Below are 15,641 nucleotides of genomic sequence, written 5' to 3'. Positions count from 1 at the left end.
GGATCAGGATTCTCCTGTCGAAGCATGCAGGGCCTGCGCCAGGGCCCGGGCGCGCGGCGTATCGGATTGGCGGGCATGGTCGCGGGCCAGCCAGGTATAGAGGGTGGGCAGGACGAACAGGGTGAACAAGGTGCCGATCATCATGCCGGAGACGATGACCACGCCCAGGCCGAAGCGGCTGTTGGCGCCCGCCCCGGAGGCGAACAGCAGCGGCACCAGGCCGAAGACCATGGCGGCCGTGGTCATCAGTACGGGCCGCAGGCGGATGCGGGCCGCCTGCAGGATGGCCTGCGGCTTGTCCAGCCCCTGGCTGGCCTGCAGTTCGTTGGCGAACTCCACCATCAGGATGCCGTGCTTGCTGATCAGGCCCACCAGGGTCAGCAGGCCGATCTGCGTGTAGATGTTCAGCGTTCCCAGGCCCAGCGCCAGCGGCAGCAGGGCGCCGCACAGCGACAGCGGCACCGTCACCAGAATGATCACGGGGTCGATCAGGCTTTCGTACTGGGCCGCCAGCACCAGGTAGATCACGACCAGGGCGGCCAGGAAGGCCAGCACCAGCGACTGGCTTTCCTGCGTGTACTGGCGCGATTCGGACTGCCAGTCGTGCGTGAAGCCGGCGGGCAGGGCGCGGGCGAGTTCGTCCAGATAGGCCACGGCCTGCCCCAGCGTCACCCCCGGCGCAGGGATGGCCTGCAGGGTGGCCGAGTTCTGCTGGTTGAACTGACGCAGGCTGTTGGGCTCCACGTCGGTGCTCACCTGGACCACGGCGGACAGCGGCACCAGTTCCCCCTGGCTGCTGCGCACGAACTGGCGCGTCAGGGCCTGGGCCGTCAGACGGTAGTCGCGCTGACTCTGGGGAATCACGTCGTAGGCGCGGCCTTCGAGCGCGAAGCGGTTCAGGTAGTTCTCGCCCACCAGCACGGCCAGCGAATCGGCGATGTCGCGCAGGCTGATGCCCAGGCTGGCCGCCTTGCTGCGGTCGATGTCCACGCGCAGCACGGGATTGTTGTAGTCCAGGTCGCTGTCCACCACCACGAACAGCCCGCTTTCCCGGGCCTGCTGCTTGACCTGCTCCATGGTGTCGTACAGGCTGCGGTAGTCGCCGGGGCTGCGCAGCACCATCTGTACCGGCAGGCCGCCGCTGGAGCCCGGCAGCGGCGCAAGCTGGAAGGCGAAGATGCTGCTGCCGGGGATGGCGGCGGCGCGTCCCTGCAGTTCGCCCTGGATGGCGCTGGCGTCGCGGTCGCGGCTGTTCCAGTCGCGCAGGTTGATGCCGCCGAAGCTGGCCGCCGGCCCGTCCGTGCCTACGATGATCCAGGTGCCGGCCGTCTCGGGAATGGCCCAGTACGCCTTGTCCAGCTGCAGGGCGTCGCGTTGCGCGTAGGCCAGGTTGGCGTGTTGCGGGGCCTTGACGGCGGTCAGCACGCTGGCCTGGTCCTCGATGGGCGCCAGTTCGCTGTGCGTGGCCCGATAAAGCAGCGGCAGGCTCAGGCACACCGCCAGCGCCAGCAGGCCGGTGATCCAGCGGTGCCGCAGGGATGCGGCCAGGACCTGGCCATAGCGTTCGGACAGTGCGCCGAAGACGTGTTCGGCCATGCGGGCCATGCGTCCCTCGTCCTGCTGGGCGGGCAGCAGCAGCGAGCTCATGACCGGGGACAGGGTCAGGGCCACCACGCCGGACACCAGCACCGCGCCGGCCAGGGTCAGGGCGAACTCCTTGAACAGCGCGCCGGTCAGGCCTTCCATCAGGCCTATGGGCGCATAGACGGCGGCCAGGGTCAGCGTCATGGCGATGACCGGTCCCGCCACTTCGCGCGCGCCCAGCAGGGCGGCGACCACCGGAGGGCGGCCGGCGGCGATGTGGCGGTGCACGTTCTCCACCACCACGATGGCGTCGTCCACCACCAGCCCGATGGCCAGCACCATGGCCAGCAGTGTCAGCAGATTGACGCTGAAGCCGAAGGCCAGCATCAGCGCCGCCGCGCCCAGCATGGACAGCGGTATCGTGGCCAGGGGAATGAGCACGCTGCGCATGGATCCCAGGCACAGATAGATGACCAGCACCACGATCAGCATGGCTTCGGTCAGGGTGCGCAGCACCTCGTCGATGGAGGCCTGGATGAAGCGGGCGGTTTCGAATGCCAGGTCCACCTTGACGCCGGGCGGCAGGGTGGCTTCGATGTCGGGCAGGCGGTCGCGGATGCCGGCCACGATGCGCAAGGGGTTGCCGCCGGGCGTGGGGAACAGCCCCAGGTGCACGGCGGGCAGCCCGTCCATCAGGGCGCTGGTCTCGGTGGCGGCCGCGCCCAGTTCGACCCGTCCGATGTCGCGCAGCCGCACCAGCGAGGTGCCGTCCTGGCGCACGATCAGGTCCTGGAATTCGGCCACGCTGGTCAGGTCCGAATTCAGGCGGATGTTGCTCAGCACGTGCTGCCCCTTGATCATGCCGGGGGCGGCCTGGTAGTTGTTCTGGCGCACGGCCTGGGCGACGTCGGCCGCGGTCAGGCCGTAGCCGGCCATGCGGTCCGAGTCCAGCCACAGGCGCATGGCCAGTTTCTGCCCGCCGAAAGTCTGGATCTTGGCCACGCCGTCTATGGTGGAGAACATGGGTTCGACCACACGCGACAGGTAATCGCTCAGTTCGGGGACGGACAGGTCCCGGGTGGAGAAGCCCACGTAGGCCACGGCGGTGGAGTCTCCCGAGGAGCGCTCCACCACCGGGTCGTAGGCGCCTTCGGGCAGGCGGTAGCGGACCTGGCTGACCTTGGTCATCACTTCGGTCAGCGCCTGGGTGGAATCCCGGTTCAGCTCCATGCGCAGGGTCACCACGCTGCGGCTCTGCACCGAGGTCGAGGACAGGTAGTCCACGCCTTCCACCGAGGCCAGGGCCTGGGCGATGGGCTGGGTGACGAAGCCCTGCATCAGCTCGGCCGAGGCGCCGGGGTATTCGGTGGTGATGGTGATGGTGGAATTTTCCAGCAGCGGATACTGGCGGATGGGCAGCTTTTGCAGGGCGAACAGGCCCAGCATCAGCAAAAGGGCGCTGACCACCAGCGCCAGCACGGGCCGGCGCACGAAAAGGTCGGTGAAGCCGGGGCGGGAAGGCGTATTCATGAGTTCTCCCCGGCGACGGCCGGCTGCAGGAGCGAGCCGTCCTGCAGCTTGATCTGGCCCGCGCTCACCACGGTGTCGCCGGCCTCCAGGCCCTGGATGATCTCGACGCGCTCGTCCCAGCGCTCGCCGGTCTGCACGGACACCCGCTTCGCCTGCCATTGGTCCTGTTCGTTCTTGAATGCGACGAAGACCGTCTGCCCATAGGCGGTGTAGGTCAGGGCCGTCTCGGGCACGCTCAGCACCGGAGCGCCCGCAGGACGAGGTATCTGGGCGCGGGCGTACATGCCGGCCTGCAGACGGCCGTCTTCATTGGGAAGGATGGCCTGCAGCCGCACGGTGCGCGAGGCGCCGACCAGGGGATCGATGGCGGCGATGCGCGCCTGGAAGGTCCGGCCGGGCCAGGCGTCGACCTGCAGCGTCAGCGCCTGGCCCACGCTCAGCTCGGGCAAGACGTGTTCGGGCACGGTCAGGTTCACGCGCAGCCGGCTGTCGTCCACCAGGCTGGCGATGGCCTGGCCGGGCTGCAGGTAATGGCCCGGATGCAGATGGGTGATGCCGATGCGGCCGGCAAACGGAGCGTTGACCTGCTTGAGGGCCAGTTGGGCGCGGTCGTGCTGCACCTGAGCCTGGGCCATGTCATGGTCGGCCCGAGCCTGGTCGAGCTGCTCCTGGGTGGCGGCCTGCTCGGCCTTCAGCCGGCGCACGCGTTCCAGTTGCAGCGCGGCCTGCTTCAGCTGCGCCTGCTGGCGGCGCAGGCTGGCCTGCTCCAGTTCGTCGTTGAGCAGCAGCAAGGGCTGGCCGGCCTTGACCGGCTGGCCGGATTCGAAGCGGATGTCGCGGATCCGGCCGCTGGTTTCCGCGCTCAACTGCACCTGCCGCCAGGCTTCCAGTTCGCCGACGGCGTGCAGCAGGCGCGGGGCGGTTTCCTCGCGCACGTCCGCCAGCTCCACCACGGCGGGCGGATAGGCGCCGCCGGCCTGGGCGTCCCGCGAAGCGGGCATCAGCCTCCAGCCCAGCGCCAGCGCGCCGGCCAGCACGGGGATCAGCACCCATGTTGTTCGTTTGCTCATGCCTGCAGCCCTCCGCGCATCGCAAGCAGCTGGCGGCGCAGATGGCTGGCGATGGCCAGGCCCATCAGGCCGCCGATCAGCGACAGATGCTCCAGCGCGAAATACATGGACAGCATGGCCTGCGGCTGCTCCATGTTCCAGAAGGTGTGCACCACCAGGATGGTGGCGGCCAGGAATACGGCCAGCATGCCGGCGCCCAGCCACAGGGCGCGGTCGGCCAGGACCAGGACCGAACCCAGCAGCAGGGTGACGGCGGTCAGCACGTTGAAGAATACGGCCGGCTCGAGGCCGGCCTGCGTCATCTCCTGGACGCCTTGCTGGAAGTCCAGCAGCTTGGCCAGGCCGGAGCTGGTGAATACGATCACGATGAGCACGCGCGCCAGCAGCCACAGGGCGGCGCTGGCGAGCAGGGTCTGGATGAAACGGGGCATGACGGGTTCCTGTTCAAAACCATGGCAGCCGGAATGGCTTGCCTTATTCAGGTGCCCGGACTATAAAACCTCAAGCTAACTTGAGGTCAATGGATTGGACCATGAGCAAAGACATCGATTTCAGCCGCGCGCTGACGGTGGGAGAGGTGGCCCGGCGCAGCGGCGTGCCGGTCTCCACCGTGCATTTCTATGAATCGAAAGGCCTGATCGCCAGTACGCGCAACAGCGGCAACCAGCGCCGTTTCGAGTCGGTGGTGCTGCGCTACATCGCCATCATCAAGGTGGCCCAGCGCACCGGCATTCCCCTGGAGGAGATCCGCGAAGCGCTGCGCGGCCTGCCGCCCGGCAGCAAGCCCACGGCCGCCCAATGGCGGGCCATGTCGCAACGCTGGCAGGCCAGCCTGGACGAGCGCATCGAACGCCTGACGCGCCTGCGCGACGAGCTGACCCGGTGCATAGGCTGCGGCTGCCTGTCCATGGATGAATGCCCGCTGCGCAATCCCATGGACGTGCTGGGCGAACAAGGCTCCGGCCCCCGGATCCTGGAAAGGGAACCGGGGACCGAGACGCCGGCCTAGAGAGGGTCCGGCGAGCGGGCGTAGAGCGCCGTGGCTTCGGACGTGACCAGGGCCTGGTAGCGTTCGAACTGGTTGAGGATGTCGTTGATGACCTGGCTGGAGCTCAGCCCCATCAGGTCGTAGCCGCGGCTGCCGTCCGCAAACACGGTGCGCACCTGCCATTCGTGGGGCCGGGTCTGCTCATTCTTGGCGGCGGCCGCGGTAAAGCTCGCCACGCGGCGGGCCTGCATCTGCACGCCGTAGACGAAGTTGCGCTGGCCCTCGGCCTCGATCGTCAGCTGAGCCTGGTCCTCCTGCTCATCGTGCAGGGATACATTCAGCCCGCGCTTGCCGAGCTCGTCGGCAACCGCCCGCAGGGCGGGGGCGGCGACCTCGTCCAGGAAACGCCGCGCGTCCTGGCGCGTGGGACTGTGCAGAATGGTCGAGAGCCTGCGCCGCCAGGAAACTTCCGAGCCCGGCGCCGGGCCCGCGGCCGGGCCGTGCCGGCGCAGGCGCGACATATCGGCTTTCATTCCCTTGTACAGCCCCAGGATCAAGAGGAACATGATGATGGCGAAGGGCAGGGCGCTGACCAGCGTGACGGTCTGCAGCGCGGTCAGGCCGCCGGCCAGCAGGAGCAGGGCGGCGGCCGTGCCTTCCAGGGCGCACCAGTAGATGCGCTGCCACACCGGGGCGTCCTCCACGCCGCCGGCCGCCAGCGTGTCGATGACCAGCGAGCCCGAGTCGGCCGAGGTCACGAAGAAGATGGCCACCAGCAGCACGGCCAGCGTGGACGTCACGCCCGACCAGGGCAGGTATTCCAGGAACTCGAACAAGGCCACCGAGGCGTTGGCGGCGGCGTCCCGGGCCAGTTGTCCGGCGGCCGCCGTCATGTCCAGGAAGATCGCGGTATTGCCGAAGACCGTCATCCAGAAGAAGGTGAAGACGGTGGGCACCAGCAGCACGCCCAGCACGAATTCGCGCACGGTGCGCCCGCGCGAGATGCGGGCGATGAACATGCCCACGAAGGGCGACCAGGCGATCCACCACGCCCAGTAGAACAGGGTCCAGGCTTTCATCCAGTCCTGTTCGCGAAAAGCCTGGGTGCTGAAGGAGCGCGCGAAGAAATTGTCCAGGTAGCCGCCTATGTTCTGCACGAAGGCGTTCATCAGGAAGGCCGTTGGGCCGACGCTGAGCACGAAGAGCATCAGGGCGATGGCCACCAGCAGGTTCAGTTCGGACAGGCGCCGTATGCCCACGTCCAGGCCGCTGACGACCGACAGGGTGGCCAGCGAGGTGACCACGATGATCAGGATGATCTGCAGCCAGGTCTCCTGCGGCCAGCCGAACAGGTGCTCCAGGCCGGCGTTGATCTGCAGCACGCCCAGGCCCATGGAGGTGGCGATGCCGAACAGGGTGCCGCAGACCGCGAAGATGTCCACGCTGTCGCCTATCCACCCTTCGATGCGCTTGCCGAACAGCGGATACAGGCCTGAACGTATGGTCAGCGGCAGGTTGTAGCGAAAGCAGAAGTAGGCCAGGGACAGGCCGACCACGGCGTAGACCGCCCAGGCGTGCACGCCCCAGTGGAAAAAGGTGATGACCTGCGCCTGGCGCGCCGCTTCCACCGTGCCGGCCGGGCCCGCGGGCGGGGCGGAGAAGTGCTGCAGCGGCTCGGCCACGGCGAAGAACATCAGTCCTATGCCCATGCCGGCGGCGAACAGCATCGCCATCCAGGTCAGGTAGGGATAGTCGGGTTCCGAGTCGTCCGGGCCGAGCTTGAGGTTGCCGTAGCGGCTCAGCGCCAGGTAGACGACGGCGAAGAAGAACAGCGCCACGGCCAGGATGTAGAACCAGCCGAAGCTCAGGATCACCCAGTCCTGAAGCTGTTCGAAGATGCGCGCGGCATCTTCGGGAAAGATGATCCCGATCAGCAGAAAGACCAGGACGATCAGTGTGGATCCCCAGAAAACCCTCGGATGTAGTGTGCTTTTGAAAGGCAGGCTCATTGCATGCTCCGGTTTTTGCTTGGTGGCCCAAGCTTAACGAGAACGAATGCCGAGTTAAAGGCCCGATGGTTCAAGAAATGTCAGCAGTCAGGGGCGAATTGGGTCCATAGGCAGTATCAGTTCCTGGCTGCCGGCCTGGCGTGTCAGTTCGAGCTGGTGCAGGACGCTGGCGCTGGCGGTGTGCACGGCCGTGTGCAGGTCGGCGCCCAGCAGCAGGCGGGCCAGCAGCGTGGCGGCGAACAGGTCGCCGGTGCCCTTGGCGGCGGAGTCGACGCGAGGATGGCTCAGCAGGGTGTGGGCCGGCGTTTCGCGGCGCGTCAGCAGCAGATTGATCTGGCCGGCTTGCCAGGATAGAGGCGCCGCGCTGGTGGCGATGAGCCACTGCGTGCGCTCCTGGAGCAGTGAACGCGCGGCGCTGGAGGCGGCCTCTTCGGTATCGGAAGGCAGGCCTGTCAGCAGGGACAGTTCATAGCCGTTGGGCGTCAGCCCCGTGGCCAGCGGCAGCAGCGTCCGGTGGTAGGCCTGGACCAGATCGGGGTCCACGTAGAGGCCCACGTCCAGGTCGCCGATGACCGGATCCACGATGACCAGGGTGTCGGGCAGGCGGTGCAGCAGCTCGCGCAGCCAGCGGGCGATGACAGGGGCCTGCTGCGCATTGCCCAGATAGCCGATCAGCACGGCGCGCACCTTGTCCAGGGCGCCGCGCCGCCCCAGGTCTTCCAGGAAGCCGGCCAGCCAGTCGGCCGGGACGGCTCCGCCATGGACCGTCGGGTATTGCGGATTGTTGCTGAGCAGCACGGTGGGAACCGCGGCCACGGCCAGGCCGTGCTGGCGCAGCGTGGGGACGGCGACATTGTTGCCGACCCGGCCGTAGATGACTTGCGATTGGATGGAAACCACATCCACGTGGTATGGATGCAGCTCCCTGTCCACGAACGATGAGCCCGGGTTCATGCCGGGCAGGCGGCGGGGGCGGGCTGTTTCAACTGGCTGAGCCAGTTCTCCAGCACCAGGCGCGCAGCGGCATGCAGGCGCTTGCCGACCTGGGCCGCATCGGCGCGCAGGGCGTGGGGATCGATGTCGGCCTGGCCCAGTTCGTTGGCGTGGCCCACCAGCCAGCGCTCCAGCTTGCTGGTGTCGGCTTCCAGGTGGAACTGCAGGCCCAGTACCTGGGCGCCGAAGGAGAAGGCCTGGTTGGCGCCCACCGGCGTGCCGGCCAGGCGCACGGCGCCGTCCGGGATGTCGAACTGGTCGCCGTGCCAGTGCAGCACGGGAATGCCGTCCACGGCGGCCAGCGCGGATTGCGCGCCGGCTTGCGTCAGGGTCAGCGGCGCGAAGCCGATTTCCTTGACGCCCAGGGGGTAGACGTTGGCGCCCAGGGCGCGGGCGATCAGTTGCGCGCCCAGGCAGATGCCCAGCAGCGGCTTGCCCGCCAGCAGCCATTTCTGGATCAGCTCCAGTTCGCCGCTCAGGAAGGGGTAGATTTTTTCGTCATAGGCGCCGATGGGGCCGCCCAGCACGATGAGCAGGTCGGCGTCCCGTTCGCTCAGGTGGCGCAAGGACTCCACGGAAGGGTCCACGTACTGGACCTGGTAGCCCTGCTCGGCCAGGACGGGTTCGAGCGTGCCCAGGTCTTCGAAATGGATATGACGCAGTGCAATGACTTTTTTCATGACGGTCTCTTTGTATCCGATGGTGATGATGTCAGCTTGTCGAGCCGATGTCCACGGTCAGGGCGCCGGACAAGGGAAAGGTGCAGCAGGCCAGGGCGTGGCCCTGGGCCTTGTCCTGATCGCTGAGGCAGAAGTCCGGTTCGAAGCGGCAGTCGCCGTCCGATATCTTCACGCGGCAGGCGCCGCAGATGCCGGCCCGGCATTGGCTGCGGATGGGCACCTGCCCCGCTTCCAGCATTTCCAGCAGGCTGGGGCCGGGGTCGGGCGAGAGCGTCCGATCCGAGCCCGGCACACTGATCCGCAAGGGGGCGCAACCCGGTTCGGGCGCGATGTCCAGCGGCGCGGCGGCCGGCGGCGAGAAGGCTTCGATGAGCATGCGCGAGACCGGATGGGTCTTGGCGGTGTACTCGCGCAGCGCCTGGGCGAAGCCGTGGCTGCCGCAGATCACCACGGCCTGCGGATCCTGCAGGTGCTGCAGGGCCTCGGAGGAAGGGCGGCCCACTTTGAACTGGGCGCTGCTGCGGATGTTCTCGCGGGTGACGAAGACATTCAGCGAGAACCAGGCCGTGGTCAGGTCCAGTTCCAGCAGTTCGTGCAGGAAAGGAATGTCCGAGACGCGCGGGATGCTCAGCAGCAGCTGCACGTCGGGCACGGGCAGGCCGTTGCGCGCCCGCTGCGCCAGTTCGCGCAGCAGGGCGATGGGCAGGGTGATGCCTATGCCTCCGGCAATCATGGCGATGCGCTGGTAGCCCAGGATGGAGTCCACGGAGATGTCGCCGGCCACGTATTGCAGTGGCACGGTCATGCCCTCGCGCAGCGTGGCGTGCATGTGGTCGGACACGCTGTTGCGCCCCGAGCCCTTGACGGCGATCTCGAACAGGTCTGCGTCGGGCTTGCGGGTGATGGAATACAGGCGTTGCTGGATGACGCCGCCCGTGTCCGGGTAGCTCAGGGCCACATGCTTGCCGGCCTGCAGCGAGCGCAGGAAGTCGAAGTGCCCGCCCTGCACGCGCAGGGTGAACACCTTGACGTTGCCTGCCTCGGGCCGGACCGTCTCGCAACGCGCCTGGATGTGCGGCGTCATTGCAGCGCCTCCTGCTGTTCGGCTTCGGTCTGGCGGATCGTGCCGGACTTGCTGTTCAGGCCGATGCGCTCGATCAGGCTCTGCACCGAGTCGGTGTAGACGCTGATCTCGTTGCTGTCGCCCACATCGTGCAGGATGTCGCGCGCATTGGGGAATTGGAGCATGGAGAAGACCTTTGCCCAGGCGCCCAGTTCGTTGTTGGCGAACATTTCCACCGTGCGCAGGATGACGGCGCGCAGGTGCTCGCGCTCCCGCTGGCTCAGGCCCTGGACGATGTCCGAGGCGACGAAGCTGAAGACGCTGGAGTGGCTCCATTCGTCCATGGCGTGCGTGCGGGTGACTTCGTGGCAGATGGACTGGATGGCCTTGTCCTCGGCCATGGTCTTCAGGTAGTCGGTGATCAGCGTCTCGGATGCGCAAGCGATGGCGAAGCGCGTCAGGCGCCGTTCCGATTCGGAGCCGCACTGGCTCAGCAGATTGTTGCGCCACTGCACCAGGTTGAACTCGGTGAAGTCCAGCGGCTGCAGGCCGCGCATTTCATAGATGTAGTTGCACGCCATGATGGACATGCGGGTGTGCAGGGCCTCGTCCAGCAGCGCCTGGGACATCACGTCCTGCAGCAGGCCGCGATTGGCGCTGGGCGGAGGCGTCTTGATGATGTCTTCGCACGTGGGCGTGACGACATTGCACTCGATGTAGATGGTCTTCAGGTTGTAGATGCCCCAGGCGTAGGACAGGCATTGGGACTTGAGCTCCTGCGGCGCCTCCAGCCAGGCCTGGTGGTTGCGGAAGGGCAGCAGGCATTCGCTGAAGTCGGCCTTGTCCGGGTCGAAGGCCAGGTTCCAGTAATCGGGCAGTTCCTGGTTCACGGCTGCGCGGTTCTTCCAGAGCACGGACAGCTTGTGCAGCATGTTGCGTACGGCGTCATCGGTTTCGTGGCTTTTGATCGTCATTTCAAATTTCCTTGCTGTTGAGTGCGATCTCGTCAGGACGATGAGACCGTTTCGTAAACCAGCCTGTCTGTATTCCATATCTGGTATCCGCAGGCTTCATGGGTTGGATTTTTTGCGCATTTTCAAAAATGAGCCAAAAAATCCGTATCAGAACTTGCTTGAATTTTTGAAAACAATACGGTGGCGCGCTGCCGTTCCGGTGGTGGCCGAGTTCTTTCCTTGCTTGACTATAAAGTTCAAAACCATTTCACAACTTATATAAGCAAGGCATAATTTATGGGCCTTGAAGGTATAAGGAGAATGGTTTGCTTCATTCGCAGGCTGAATTCTAATGATCGAGTGACAGTAAATGACAGACCATTTTTCGCGATATTAACAGACCACTTTAGATTAATAATTTGTGCGCTGCAAAAAATGGCATTTGTGATGCGCCAATTGAGCGTGAAACAAGCGTGTTCCCTATAAATTGCTGCTTGATTTGATTGTTTTTTGGCTAAATATATGATTAAAAAAGTGGTCTGGTTATTTGATTGAAAATGGACCGTTTTTAATTGGCGGAAACGGTCTAAGATATTTGTTTTTGCGCCCATTCCAGGCTTGTACGCTGATTGGGCATGCCTCTATGCTGACGCATCCGGTTTTCAGGCGCGGGCAGGGGGCAGCCTCCATCGACACAGGAACTTGCATGAAGAGTCTTGCCAGTGGCGATGTCCACCAACTGCCTCTGGTGGGTTCGCAGCCTCTGCAGCAGACCGATCGCAGCCTCTGGGACATGCTCGAGGCCGAACGGCGCCGCCAGCAGCACACCGTCGAGCTGATCGCTTCCGAAAACTACGTCAGCCGCGCCGTGCTGGACGCGCAGGGATCCCTGCTCAGCAACAAGCAGGCTCAGGGTTATCCAGGCAGGCGCATCTATGGCGGTTGCGAACAGGTGGACCAGGCCGAAGAGCTGGCCATCGAACGGGCTCGCCAGCTCTTCGATTGCCGTCACGCCAATGTGCAGGCGCATTCGGGGAGCCAGGCCAACCTGGCGGTGTGCCTGGCCCTGTTGTCGCCGGGCGACATCATTCTGGCGCTGGACCAACGGGCCGGGGGACACGTCAGTCATGGTTCGGCCGTCAATGTGTCGGGCCGCTGGTTCCAGACGCGCTCCTATGGGGTGGATCGTCGCACGCAGTGGGTGGACATGGACGAAGTGCGCCGCCAGGCCCATGCCGAGCGGCCGCGCCTGATCATCGCCGGCGGCTCCGCGTATTCGCGCACTCCGGACTTCGTCGGGTTCAGGGCCATCGCCGACGAGGTGGGGGCCTATTTCATGGCGGACATGGCGCATTGCGCCGGGCTGGTGGCGGCGGGCGTCTTCGAGTCGCCCGTGTCCCAGGCGCATGTCACGACGCTGTCCACGCACGGAACCCTGCGCGGTCCGCGCGGGGGCATGATTCTGTGCAATGACGCGCGGCTGGCCGGCAAGTTCGATGCCGCCGTCTATCCAGGCCTGCAGGGCGGGCCGCTGATCAATATGGTGGCGGCCAAGGCCGTTGCGCTGGGCGAGGCCTTGCGCCCTTCTTTCGCCACGTACGCGCAGGCCGTCATGGCCAATGCCCGCAGCCTGTGCCGCCGCCTGTCCGAAGGCGGGCTGACGGTGGTGTCAGGCGGAACGGACTGCCACTTCGGCGTGGTGGACCTGCGCCCCTGGGGCCTGGACGGCCCTCTGGTGGAGCGGGTCCTCATGCAGGTGGGCATCAGCCTTAGCAAGCACACCGTGCCGTATGACGACGACCAGGGCTCCTATTCCGGCATACGCGTGGGCAGCGCCGCCTGTACCTCGCGCGGGCTGGGCGAGGACGACATCAAGGAAATCGGCGACATGATACTGGCGCTGCTGGGCGGGGTGCGCAACGGAGCACGCAGCCTGCGTACGGAAAACGCCATCCGCGAAGGCGTGGCCGCCTTGAACCGGCGCTATCCGCTGCCGTACTGACGCCCATGCCCTCATCCTTTGCCCTGCCGCAGCGCGTTGGCCAGACGCAGCATGGCCGACTCGATTTCGTAGGCGGTCAGGGACGCGTAGCCCAGCATCCAGCCCTGCTGTTTTTCTTCGCCCAGGTACAGCCGGCTCAGGCCGGGCAGCAGCACGCCGGCGCTCAGCCCGCGCCGCAATGTGTGTTCTTCGGACCAGCCCGGCTCCAGGAAACAGGGGATCTGCAGGCCGCCTTCGGGTCGCGTCGCCCGGGCGATGCCCTGCAGATGCTGGCCTATGGCTTCGAGCATGATTTCGCGGCGTCCCGCATAAAGCTTGCGCATGGCCCGGATGTGGGAGTTGTAGTGGCCGTCTTCCATGAAGCGGGCCAGCGTCAGTTGCAGAATCTGCGGCGTGTGGCCGTCCATGATGCTGCGCGCCTGGGTGAAGGGCTTGATCAGTTCCGGCGGCAAGGCCATGTAGCCCATGCGCAGGCCGGGGTACAAGGTCTTGCTGAACGTGCCCAGGTAGATGGTGCGCTGATATTTGTCCAGGCCCTGCACGCAGGCCGTGGGCAGGCCGTCGTAGTGGAATTCGCTGTCGTAATCGTCCTCCAGGATCCACTTGCCGTTCTCGGCCGCCCAGCGGATCAGTTCCAGGCGACGTTCCAGCGCCAGGGTGGCGCCCGTCGGGTACTGGTGGGAAGGCGTCACGTAGATGCAGTTGGCGCCGCTGCGGTCCTCGTGCAGCAGGTCGGTGCGCAGGCCCTGTTCGTCCACGGCGATGGGCACGATCCGCGCTTCGGCGGCCTCGAAGGCCTTGCGCGCGCCGAAGTAGCCGGGGTTCTCCATCAGGATGGGCTTGCCGGCGTCCACCAGCAGCTGGGCGCACAGGAACAGGGCCTGCCGGGTGCTGCTCAGGATCAGGATCTGGTCGGCCGATACCTTGGCGCCGCGCTCCAGGTTCAGGTAGACGGCGATGGCCTTGCGCAGGGGCTCGGTGCCTTGCGGGTCGCCGTGCAGCAGGACATTGCCACGATAGTCCTTCATGGCCTGGCGCTGCAGGCGTTCCCAGACATCGGTGGGAAAGTTGCGCGTCTCGGGCAGGCCGGTCGCGAACGCCTTGATGGTCTGCTGGTCGGCGATGCCGCCGCTCTCGAAGATGGCGCGGCCGCGCCGGCTCAGGCCCGCGCCGGGTTCGAGCACGCTGCGCTTGAGGTCCTGCGCCTTGATGCGCCGGTAGGCGCTGCCGCGCAGCTCCGTGCCCACGGACTCGGACACATAGCTGCCCGAGCCTTCCCGGCGCACGATGAAGCCGTCGCGATGCAGCTGCACGTAGGCATTTTCCACCGTGTCGCGCGCCATTCCCAGGGACTTGGCCAGCGAGCGCGTCGCAGGCAGCTTCACGCCGGGGTCCAGCGCGCCGTCCAGGATCAGGGCGCGCAGGGCGCGCTGGATGCGCTGGTGAAGGTCCAGGGATTGAAGGTCTACGTCGGTCAGACGCATCTTCAGGGTGTCCAGTTCAAAAGAGCGCGTCATGCGGTCTGCTCCATGTGTCGTTAATGGTCTGACGCGTCAGACCATTGTACTCGTAGACTGTTTCTTCAATACCGGAATCCTGGCGTGGCGTCCCATTTCCGGCTTTTTTGCTTGTACAGGATCTCACCACTTATGTTCCGGTCTCTCAATTTCAGCGCAGGGCCCAGCGCCCTGCCCATGGATGTATTGCTTCAGGTTCGGGATGAATTCTTCGATTTCGCCGGCACGGGCATGTCCGTGCTGGAGATCAGCCACCGTTCGCGACCGTTCATGGACTTCGCCCAGCGTACCGAAGACGCGCTGCGCCGCGCGCTGGCGGTTCCGCCCTCCTATCGCATCCTGTTGCTTCAGGGCGGTTCGTACATGCAGTTTTTCCAGGTTCCCATGAATCTGTTGCACAGTAAGAAAGCGGCGGATTATATCCACACGGGTTTATGGTCGGGGCAGGCGATAAAAGCCGCCCGCCAATATGGAGAAATCCGTATCGTTGCCAGTTCTGAAGAAAATGGTTTCGATCGCGTCCCCGATATCGAGGAATTCAATATTAATCCGGATGCGGCTTACTTGCATTACACCGAAAACGAAACGGCCCAGGGCGTGCAATTTGCAAGTCCGCCTCGATCCGCGATTCCCCTGGTGTGCGATGCCTGTTCCAGCCTGCTGTCCAAACCGCTGGATATCCAGGCGCATGGCCTGGTCTATGCTTCCGCCCAAAAGAACATGGGCGCGGCCGGCGTGACGGTCGTCGTGGTGGATCCCGATCTTCTGGACACGCCGCTCGAAGGAACGCCGGATCTTCTGGACTATGCCGTGCAGGCTCAAAAGAGCTCGTTGCTTAATACGCCGGCCACCTTTTCCTGGTACGTGCTGGGCTTGACGGTGGACTGGCTGAATCGTTCCGGCGGAATTGATGTCGTGCACGAAATAAATAAGAAAAAAGCCGGTTTGCTATATGAAATCATTGATGAAAGTAATGGTTTTTATATAAATCGTGTCCTGCCTGACTATCGATCCATTAATAATGTGCCTTTCACCATTGCCAATAAAGATCTGGAGCATGACTTCGTGGAGCAGGCGGAAAGGAACGGCCTGAACGGCCTTAAGGGCCACAGCTCCACGGGCGGGCTGCGGGCCAGCATCTACAACGCCGTCTCGCTTGCGGCGGTCGAGGTCCTGGCGGACTTCATGCGCGAGTTCCAGCGCACCCGCGGCTAGATCGCGATCCCTGTTTCTTCTGGCGGCGGCAAGTTCC

Annotated in this window: 12 protein-coding genes; 3 read left to right on the top strand and 9 right to left on the bottom strand. The window is 65.1% G+C overall.

The features are described from left to right. Nucleotides 1-3 precede the first annotated feature (3 nt). The 3 genes from ACF3ND_RS13290 to ACF3ND_RS13280 are packed head-to-tail and all read right to left on the bottom strand — an operon-like array spanning nucleotide 4 to nucleotide 4,615. Nucleotides 4-3,114 carry a MexW/MexI family multidrug efflux RND transporter permease subunit gene (locus tag ACF3ND_RS13290; protein WP_394061170.1) on the bottom strand — a complete coding sequence of 1,037 codons (3,111 nt, stop codon included), beginning with the start codon at nucleotides 3,112-3,114 and terminating at the stop codon, nucleotides 4-6. Continuing rightward, complete coding sequence (locus ACF3ND_RS13285; protein WP_394061168.1) at nucleotides 3,111-4,184, bottom strand: efflux RND transporter periplasmic adaptor subunit; 1,074 nt, start codon at nucleotides 4,182-4,184, stop codon at nucleotides 3,111-3,113. Before ACF3ND_RS13285 ends, ACF3ND_RS13290 begins: the two co-directional genes overlap by 4 nt. Then, a complete protein-coding gene (locus tag ACF3ND_RS13280; RefSeq protein ID WP_394061166.1) occupies nucleotides 4,181-4,615 on the bottom strand; it encodes a DoxX family protein in 435 nt (144 codons plus the stop codon). The genes ACF3ND_RS13285 and ACF3ND_RS13280 overlap by 4 nt, the downstream gene beginning before the upstream one ends. Nucleotides 4,616-4,716: 101 nt before the next feature. Here ACF3ND_RS13280 and soxR point away from each other — a divergent pair, with 101 nt between their 5' ends. Beyond that, entirely contained in the window at nucleotides 4,717-5,193 is a 477-nt protein-coding gene (soxR, locus tag ACF3ND_RS13275; RefSeq protein WP_394061164.1) for a redox-sensitive transcriptional activator SoxR, read from the top strand. Here soxR and ACF3ND_RS13270 read toward each other — a convergent pair. From ACF3ND_RS13270 to ACF3ND_RS13250, 5 genes are all read right to left on the bottom strand, one after another. Then, nucleotides 5,190-7,181 (bottom strand): BCCT family transporter, encoded by a 1,992-nt coding sequence (locus tag ACF3ND_RS13270; protein ID WP_394061162.1) that lies wholly within the window; start codon nucleotides 7,179-7,181, stop codon nucleotides 5,190-5,192. The genes soxR and ACF3ND_RS13270 overlap by 4 nt on opposite strands. An 87-nt stretch (nucleotides 7,182-7,268) precedes the next feature. Beyond that, nucleotides 7,269-8,135, bottom strand: coding sequence for a pyridoxine/pyridoxal/pyridoxamine kinase (pdxK, locus tag ACF3ND_RS13265; protein WP_394061161.1), 867 nt, complete (start codon nucleotides 8,133-8,135; stop codon nucleotides 7,269-7,271). Further along, complete coding sequence (locus ACF3ND_RS13260) at nucleotides 8,132-8,854, bottom strand: glutamine amidotransferase (protein ID WP_394061159.1); 723 nt, start codon at nucleotides 8,852-8,854, stop codon at nucleotides 8,132-8,134. Before ACF3ND_RS13260 ends, pdxK begins: the two co-directional genes overlap by 4 nt. A gap of 31 nt (nucleotides 8,855-8,885) precedes the next feature. After that, nucleotides 8,886-9,938, bottom strand: coding sequence for a 2Fe-2S iron-sulfur cluster-binding protein (locus tag ACF3ND_RS13255; RefSeq protein WP_394061157.1), 1,053 nt, complete (start codon nucleotides 9,936-9,938; stop codon nucleotides 8,886-8,888). Further along, complete coding sequence (locus ACF3ND_RS13250; protein ID WP_394061155.1) at nucleotides 9,935-10,891, bottom strand: diiron oxygenase; 957 nt, start codon at nucleotides 10,889-10,891, stop codon at nucleotides 9,935-9,937. The genes ACF3ND_RS13255 and ACF3ND_RS13250 overlap by 4 nt, the downstream gene beginning before the upstream one ends. 685 nt (nucleotides 10,892-11,576) lie before the next feature. On the opposite strand from ACF3ND_RS13250, the gene glyA reads away from it, so the two are divergent. Continuing rightward, complete coding sequence (gene glyA, locus ACF3ND_RS13245; RefSeq protein WP_394061153.1) at nucleotides 11,577-12,872, top strand: serine hydroxymethyltransferase; 1,296 nt, start codon at nucleotides 11,577-11,579, stop codon at nucleotides 12,870-12,872. An 11-nt stretch (nucleotides 12,873-12,883) separates the two neighbouring features. Here glyA and ACF3ND_RS13240 read toward each other — a convergent pair whose 3' ends face one another. Then, on the bottom strand, nucleotides 12,884-14,389 hold the full coding sequence (locus ACF3ND_RS13240; protein ID WP_394061151.1) for a PLP-dependent aminotransferase family protein: 1,506 nt from the start codon (nucleotides 14,387-14,389) through the stop codon (nucleotides 12,884-12,886). A 132-nt stretch (nucleotides 14,390-14,521) separates the two neighbouring features. Between ACF3ND_RS13240 and serC the strand changes: the two genes are divergently transcribed. After that, nucleotides 14,522-15,604: a 3-phosphoserine/phosphohydroxythreonine transaminase gene (serC, locus tag ACF3ND_RS13235; RefSeq protein WP_394061149.1), complete on the top strand. Its 1,083-nt coding sequence runs from the start codon at nucleotides 14,522-14,524 to the stop codon at nucleotides 15,602-15,604. The last annotated feature ends 37 nt before the right edge of the window (nucleotides 15,605-15,641 follow it).

The organism is Alcaligenes sp. WGS1538 (genome assembly GCF_043187505.1).
Classification (GTDB): Bacteria; Pseudomonadota; Gammaproteobacteria; order Burkholderiales; family Burkholderiaceae_B; genus Alcaligenes.
The sequence above is the reverse complement of the archived record's forward strand: the minus strand, read 5'-3'. Positions and strand labels throughout refer to the sequence as shown.

Bases quoted from the DNA above. Each gene is read 5' to 3' on its own strand.
- ACF3ND_RS13255 (WP_394061157.1), bottom strand. From the start codon at position 9,938: ATGACGCCGCACATCCAGGCGCGTTGCGAGACGGTCCGGCCCGAGGCA.
- ACF3ND_RS13250 (WP_394061155.1), bottom strand. From the start codon at position 10,891: ATGACGATCAAAAGCCACGAAACCGATGACGCCGTACGCAACATGCTG.
- glyA (WP_394061153.1), top strand. From the start codon at position 11,577: ATGAAGAGTCTTGCCAGTGGCGATGTCCACCAACTGCCTCTGGTGGGT.
- ACF3ND_RS13260 (WP_394061159.1), bottom strand. From the start codon at position 8,854: ATGAAAAAAGTCATTGCACTGCGTCATATCCATTTCGAAGACCTGGGC.
- ACF3ND_RS13290 (WP_394061170.1), bottom strand. From the start codon at position 3,114: ATGAATACGCCTTCCCGCCCCGGCTTCACCGACCTTTTCGTGCGCCGG.
- soxR (WP_394061164.1), top strand. From the start codon at position 4,717: ATGAGCAAAGACATCGATTTCAGCCGCGCGCTGACGGTGGGAGAGGTG.
- ACF3ND_RS13285 (WP_394061168.1), bottom strand. From the start codon at position 4,184: ATGAGCAAACGAACAACATGGGTGCTGATCCCCGTGCTGGCCGGCGCG.
- ACF3ND_RS13240 (WP_394061151.1), bottom strand. From the start codon at position 14,389: ATGACGCGCTCTTTTGAACTGGACACCCTGAAGATGCGTCTGACCGAC.
- pdxK (WP_394061161.1), bottom strand. From the start codon at position 8,135: ATGAACCCGGGCTCATCGTTCGTGGACAGGGAGCTGCATCCATACCAC.
- serC (WP_394061149.1), top strand. From the start codon at position 14,522: ATGTTCCGGTCTCTCAATTTCAGCGCAGGGCCCAGCGCCCTGCCCATG.
- ACF3ND_RS13270 (WP_394061162.1), bottom strand. From the start codon at position 7,181: ATGAGCCTGCCTTTCAAAAGCACACTACATCCGAGGGTTTTCTGGGGA.
- ACF3ND_RS13280 (WP_394061166.1), bottom strand. From the start codon at position 4,615: ATGCCCCGTTTCATCCAGACCCTGCTCGCCAGCGCCGCCCTGTGGCTG.